Source organism: Chamaesiphon sp. OTE_75_metabat_556 (assembly GCF_031378165.1).
Taxonomy (GTDB): domain Bacteria; phylum Cyanobacteriota; class Cyanobacteriia; order Cyanobacteriales; family Chamaesiphonaceae; genus Chamaesiphon.
Genome location: NZ_JANNDR010000549.1, coordinates 1 through 6,167, shown reverse-complemented (window position 1 = coordinate 6,167; position 6,167 = coordinate 1). Strand labels below are relative to the sequence as shown.

At 45.2% G+C, this 6,167-nt stretch carries 4 protein-coding genes, 2 pseudogenes and 1 riboswitch; of the genes and pseudogenes, 2 read left to right on the top strand and 4 right to left on the bottom strand.

All coding sequences use genetic code 11. The annotated features are described in order from the left end of the window. Positions 1-168: 168 nt before the first annotated feature. Entirely contained in the window at positions 169-1,548 is a 1,380-nt protein-coding gene (gene thiC / locus RMO27_RS21545; RefSeq protein ID WP_309736451.1) for a phosphomethylpyrimidine synthase ThiC, read from the bottom strand. Positions 1,549-1,556: 8 nt separating this feature from the next. Next, positions 1,557-1,654, bottom strand: a riboswitch (TPP riboswitch). Between the two features lie 300 nt (positions 1,655-1,954). On the opposite strand from thiC, the gene RMO27_RS21540 reads away from it, so the two are divergent. After that, positions 1,955-3,166: an acyltransferase gene (locus RMO27_RS21540; protein WP_309736450.1), complete on the top strand. Its 1,212-nt coding sequence runs from the start codon at positions 1,955-1,957 to the stop codon at positions 3,164-3,166. A gap of 4 nt (positions 3,167-3,170) precedes the next feature. Here RMO27_RS21540 and RMO27_RS21535 read toward each other — a convergent pair. From RMO27_RS21535 to RMO27_RS21525, 3 genes and pseudogenes are all read right to left on the bottom strand, one after another. Further along, positions 3,171-3,347, bottom strand: a pseudogene (locus tag RMO27_RS21535) (IS1 family transposase); the annotation flags it as partial. 30 nt (positions 3,348-3,377) lie between these two features. Then, positions 3,378-4,424 carry an adenylate/guanylate cyclase domain-containing protein gene (locus RMO27_RS21530; protein ID WP_309736448.1) on the bottom strand — a complete coding sequence of 349 codons (1,047 nt, stop codon included), beginning with the start codon at positions 4,422-4,424 and terminating at the stop codon, positions 3,378-3,380. A gap of 74 nt (positions 4,425-4,498) precedes the next feature. Next, complete coding sequence (locus RMO27_RS21525) at positions 4,499-5,188, bottom strand: DUF3120 domain-containing protein (protein ID WP_309736446.1); 690 nt, start codon at positions 5,186-5,188, stop codon at positions 4,499-4,501. A gap of 404 nt (positions 5,189-5,592) precedes the next feature. Between RMO27_RS21525 and RMO27_RS21520 the strand changes: the two are divergent. After that, a pseudogene (locus RMO27_RS21520) lies at positions 5,593-6,167 on the top strand (apolipoprotein N-acyltransferase); the annotation flags it as partial.

Genomic DNA, 6,167 nt, shown 5'->3' with positions numbered 1-6,167 from the left:
CCATTGTCCAAAAAATAGCTGGCATCGCCGATCCTCATAATTATCGTTGTAATTATTGTGGCTAATATTCGCGATCGATGACGGATTTGGTTGGATAGGTATCGATCGATTGCAACAAGCTCCCCGACTTCTTCAAGAAGTCGGGGAGCTTGCATTAATTTAACTAAATTAACCGATACTAGAAGGCTCTTTCTCTTTAGCTAAGAATTTCTCTAACTCAGTCAATGCTTCTGCATCAACTTTGGTTTGCATCGGACAGAATTTAGGACCGCACATCGAACAGAACTCAGCAGTTTTGTAGATATCGGCGGGCAGAGTTTCATCGTGATATTCTTTCGCGCGTTCGGGATCGAGGGAAAGTTCAAATTGACGGTTCCAGTCGAAGTTATAACGCGCCTTGGACAGCTCATCATCACGATCGCGTGCACCTGGACGTTTGCGAGCGATATCGGCAGCGTGAGCGGCGATTTTGTAGGCGATCAGACCATTGCGAACGTCTTCGGCATTGGGTAAACCCAGGTGTTCTTTTGGCGTAACGTAGCAAAGCATGGCAGTGCCGTACCAACCAGCCATTGCTGCCCCGATCGCCGAGGTGATATGGTCATAACCAGGTGCGATATCAGTTACTAGTGGCCCCAAGACATAGAAAGGAGCTTCAGAGCACTCTTCCATCTGTTTTTTGACATTGAACTCGATCTGATCCATGGGGACGTGTCCGGGGCCTTCGACCATTACTTGGATGTCATGTTCCCAGGCGCGACGAGTCAAATTACCGAGGGTTTTGAGTTCGGCGAGTTGCGCTTCATCTGATGCATCGTGGGTGCAACCAGGGCGGAGTGAGTCGCCCAAGCTGAAGGACACATCGCATTTTTTGAAGATTTCGATGATGTCATCGAAGTGGGTGTAGAGGGGATTTTGCTTGTGATGATGCAGCATCCACCGTGCTAAGATTCCACCGCCACGGGAGACGATACCTGTCAACCGATTGCGAACTAAGGGCAGATGTTCGATCAGGATGCCAGCGTGGATGGTTTGATAATCAACGCCTTGCTGGGCATGTTTTTCGATGATATGCAAAAAATCATTGGGGGTAAGATTTTCGACATTCCCGTGGACGCTTTCTAAGGCTTGGTAAATAGGAACGGTACCGATGGGAACGGGCGAATTTTTGATGATTTCGATCCGAATTTCATCTAAATTACCGCCACCAGTGGAGAGATCCATCACGGTATCCGCACCGTATTTGACTGCCAGAATCAGTTTGTCAACCTCTTCTTGCATGTTAGAAGAGTTGGGTGATGCACCGATGTTGGCATTCACTTTACAGCTAGATGCAATCCCGATCGCCATTGGTTCGAGATTGGGATGATTGGTATTTGCAGGGATAATCATCCGTCCGCGCGCGACTTCCGAGCGAATCAGATCCACAGGGAGACGTTCGCGCTTGGCGACATGGTGCATTTCTTCTGTTTCTACACCTTGACGCGCATAGTGCATCTGAGAGACATTGGCTTGTCCGCTACGTTTGGCAATCCATTCAGCACGCATATTCAATTTCCTATCATAAACAGCTTCCCTCCGCTGGCATTACCCAGACTCAGGTGCAAGGGTATGTTCTCAGCCCGACTGGTTTCGGACACCCCTAGCTATAGCTGTAGATTCTAACATTTTCGATCGGGTTTAGGGCTAAGACGTTGCAAATTGTCTCGATCTATCCCATCCGAGCTGGATCGTTCAGACGTGATGGGAAGTCACAACTGCTCACGGCGCTCTCTGAATCCAGACGAAAGGTTATTCAAGCACGCTGGGTATCGATCCATTTGAAGGTGAAATGTCTATGTTAAATTACCAATGTCTTCACCGATGTGTTTATTGTGATGCGTAAAGATCGACTTTGCGATGCTTCCTCTAAAACATTCACAGTCGGATCGCGTTCAAAGGAAATATCTGAAGCATGGATGGTGTTGTGAAATTTGGGATGACGTTGATTTGTTTCGGAATATCAATATTGACCGCTAAATTTATCAGCCGCCATCATTTATTTTCTTTTTTAAAACTCAGGCAGGGGCGATATGGAAGTATCGATGGATTGAGAGGATTTCTAGCTATCTCCGTTCTTTTTCATCACTTTATAATCACTTGGTATTGGAAAGCTAGTGGGAAATGGACGAGACCACCTGAAGATTACTATCAAAATTATGGGAAAGTTAGCGTTGCCATCTTTTTCGCGATCACAGGTTTTTTGTTTGTTTCTAAAATTCTCAAAGATAGTGGCAAGATAAATTGGATCGAATTCTATGAATCGCGAATTTTCAGAATTTATCCTTTGTATATTTTCGCAATGCTTATTGTCACAATAATTGTTTTTAGCTCAAGCTTCAAGCTCGAAGTGAGTCTTGGCCAGATCGTCAAAGGATATACTCAATGGCTCACATTTTATTACCCTGGTGGGATCGTCAATAACTTCCTAGATACTAAGCTAGTTATTGCTGGCGTAGATTGGACTCTTCGATATGAGTGGCTTTTCTATATTTTCTTACCGATAATTACGATCGCGATCATCAGATTAGGTCGGGTTGGAGGTTTGTTTCTGTTTACTGTATGTGTTTATCTATTTAACAAGCCCATGCAGATTGATTCGATGGATACGAGTTTTTCGATCTTTTTTGCTATTGGTGGCCTGTCTGCATATCTAAATAGACGTTACAAAATCCCCAATTCGATTATAAAAAGTAAATTGGTATCGAGTCTTGCTGCGCTGGCTATAGCATTTGCTATTTTCCGTCCTATAACTTTTGATTCAGTACATGTAGTAATGATTTCACTATTTTTTATTCCGATCGTTCTAGGTAATGACTTGTTTGGAGTTTTTTCCCTAAAGTCATCTATCTTACTTGGTGAGATTAGTTACAGCATATATTTATTGCATGGTATAGTTATATACCTAGCATTCTCTGTCTTGAAGATTGCTGTACTTAAAAACATCAGTCTTCAAGAATACCTGATTTTTATGCCAGTCATGTGTGTTGCTGTCATTCTGATATCGGCACTGACATTTATCTCGATCGAAAAGCCCAGTATAGATTTTGGTCGTACATACCCGATCTCACGCATGTTACGCTCCGCTGCGATTAATGCGAAAAAGTTATTACAAAGAGCTAGCTAAATTCTGCCGTCGCGCGTCTCCGCAGAGCGGCATTTTGGGCTTCATTGTGATTAGCATGAACGTCAGACTGATCACTAATTGCCGTCAAAGGATGTTCAGCCTTAACCCACTCAAATCTTGGTCGGCCTTGAGAGCCGTTGATGTTCATCGCCACCTCTAAACCCTCTCTCCAAACTTGGCGATATGGATGCTCTGGTGTCGTTATCGAGTGTTAAGTGCTACTAGTTATTCGATCGATACTAGTTTGAGTTTGGGGTGAGACGATTTGAGTCGCAGAGCCACTATTTGCTTGTTGCAAAAAGGCATTGAGGGGGCCAAAATTGGTGGCATGAACGATCGCAGGTACATCGTAACCTTTGAGATCGACCGAGCATTCTTTGAAGACTCGATGTTTACCCAGTAATGGTGCCAAATAGCGATAAGTTGAAGAACCGATCGCTATTTCTGCATTCAGTTCTTTGGTAATTGCTTCTAACCTAAAGGCCGCATTCACAGTATCGCCTAAAGCAGTGTAATCGGGTCTGTCGCCGCTGCCAGCATTACCGATCATCGCATGACCCGTATTGATCCCCGCGCCGATTTTTAGTTCAAATGGTAAAGGATACTGCTGGCTCAACTCTCTAGTCATCTTGTTGAGATCGTCCAATGCCAAGAGGATATTCATCATCTCTTGTTTGGTGACAGTTTCACCATTGTGGAACCACAGCGCCATCAGCGCATCGCCGATGTATTTATCAACCCAACTACCGCGATTGCGAATGATCGCGCCAGCATTGCGGAACCAGGCACTCATCACCTCAGAGAGTAAATTTTCGTTTGTCTGACGGGTGAGAATCGTAAAATTCCGCATGTCTACCACCATCACAGACATCAGCTTGCGCAGATGCAATACTGAGGTGACGGTACCATCGAGCGTGCCTTCAGCATCGATGCTCAATGTGCCATCGACTCTAGGACAATGAAATTCAAATTCTGTTTGACCGAAGGTAATCGTATCACCATCGTGAATCGTGACGGGAATACTGACTCGGCGGCCATTTACAAAGGTGCCATTGCTACTACCTAAGTCGATGAGATAGTGGTCGCCAGCATCAGTGTATTGGATCATCGCATGATTGCGCGAAATACAACGATCTTTGACGACAAACTGATTGTCATCCCCCCGACCCACAGTCCAGCAGTTGCCATCAGTTAATGATAGCTGGCGTTGACCGTTGTCAGTGTTAAGGATTAGATGAGGTGAGAGGCCCTGGTTCACGGTTGGGTAAAGATATGACGGTGAACTAGTGGATTGACGATCGTGCAAGTGTCAACCAAATCTAAGGTGATAACTTAGGCATGGCTAGCAACCCACAGAAATAAGCTATCAACGACGATCGTAGTTAAAACTGCGCCACTGAAAGCATACCAATGCCACTGTTTTGTTCCTAAAGGTATTATACCCACACCCAATAGCAAATTCACGAGCACAACTGCCCAGGCTGTACCCCAAGGCGTACGAACTTGGGCGATCGCCTGCTGTAAGATCGGCATAGCTAAGGCTGGCTCGACTTGCATCACTTGTCGCCAGGAGTCGAGTAAGCCGACTTGATAGATATATAAATCGGTGACTGCCGTGCCAAGGAGGGAGCCGAGATAGAATAAAGCACCAACCTTCCCAAATCCTTTCCACAATGCCCAGACAGCAAATGGCACCCCGATCGATTCAATCGGTAGATGGATGGCTGGCTCCCACCGAAACCAGCCCCAATAAATCGCTCCAGCCAACCAGCTCCAACTAAATCCCAGGATGGTATCGCCCCAAATCTGGGTCTGAGGACGTTGTAGCAAAATCCCGCCCAGGCATATCCAAAGGATGGTAATGACTACGCTCAATACTGGATAATGCCGCACGAGCGGAGCTTCAATAAAGACTGGCACTGATACCAAAAATGCTGCTGCTGCGAATACTCTCCAAGTCCGCTGGAGTTGCCATCGCCACGTACCGTCGATTTCGCTGGGTTTATAGCCGGAGTTAAGCAAAGTAATGTAGAAATTAGTGACTTAATGTTTATTTATATAAAGACATTATATGAGCTATATCGCTGCGAAGCAAGCCAGCAAACCCTAGATGGTAGTGGCTTCAACAACTATTCGAGCGATAATCCACCCCTGATGATTATGAGAAGCGATCAGACTAGGCATTAATATTTGTTACGCAGAGCGGCGATCGGTGGGAAAATGCCATTACCTAATTACCCTTAGTTAAATGATCCTAAAGAATTTGGTGATTGGGCGATCTCAAGCTAAATTCTCGCTGTTCGTGCTAGTGACAATATCGATTAGCCTTTGGCGTCGCTAATGCTCACCACGATCGTCGCTAGTGCACTAGTAGATCGTTAACAGATCGAAAATTTCATTCCGGCAACTAAACTATCACGCTACTTATGTTTTCAGCCCTGCGTAAATCTCTAGCAAAAGCCCCTGTCAACCGATTAGAAATCGGAATTGCTCTGGGTAGTGGCATGTTGATGGGACTGACATTTGCACCAGTTGAAGCCTGGTATTTAGCTTGGGTTGCCTTGGCACCTTTGTGGTATTTGATGTGTCAAAAATCCAATTCTCAGCGATTTATTTATGCTTTGGGTTGGGGGATTGGTTGCTATGGATTGGGATTGAGTTGGCTATTTGGGATTCATCCGATGATGTGGATGGGTGTTTCTTATGTGGCGAGCTTAGGAATTGCGACTTTCTGCGTGCTTTTTGTGACGTTGTGGGGTGCAAGTTTAGTGATTTGCTGGTCGATCGGGATGCGATTTGTCAATTCCAAACCCCAACTAAATCCATTTATTCGTGTCATTTTAGGTACGGCGATTTGGTGTGGTTTGGAAGAATTATATAGTCTTACCGATTTGTGGTGGACATCCCTAGCCATGACTCAGAGTCCACACAATTTGGCCATTCTGCACCTGGGACAATTATCAGGACCGACGACTGTGACTGGTGCAATCGTATTTGTAAA

Bases quoted from the DNA above. Each gene is read 5' to 3' on its own strand.
- thiC (WP_309736451.1), bottom strand. From the start codon at position 1,548: ATGCGTGCTGAATGGATTGCCAAACGTAGCGGACAAGCCAATGTCTCT.
- RMO27_RS21540 (WP_309736450.1), top strand. From the start codon at position 1,955: ATGGATGGTGTTGTGAAATTTGGGATGACGTTGATTTGTTTCGGAATA.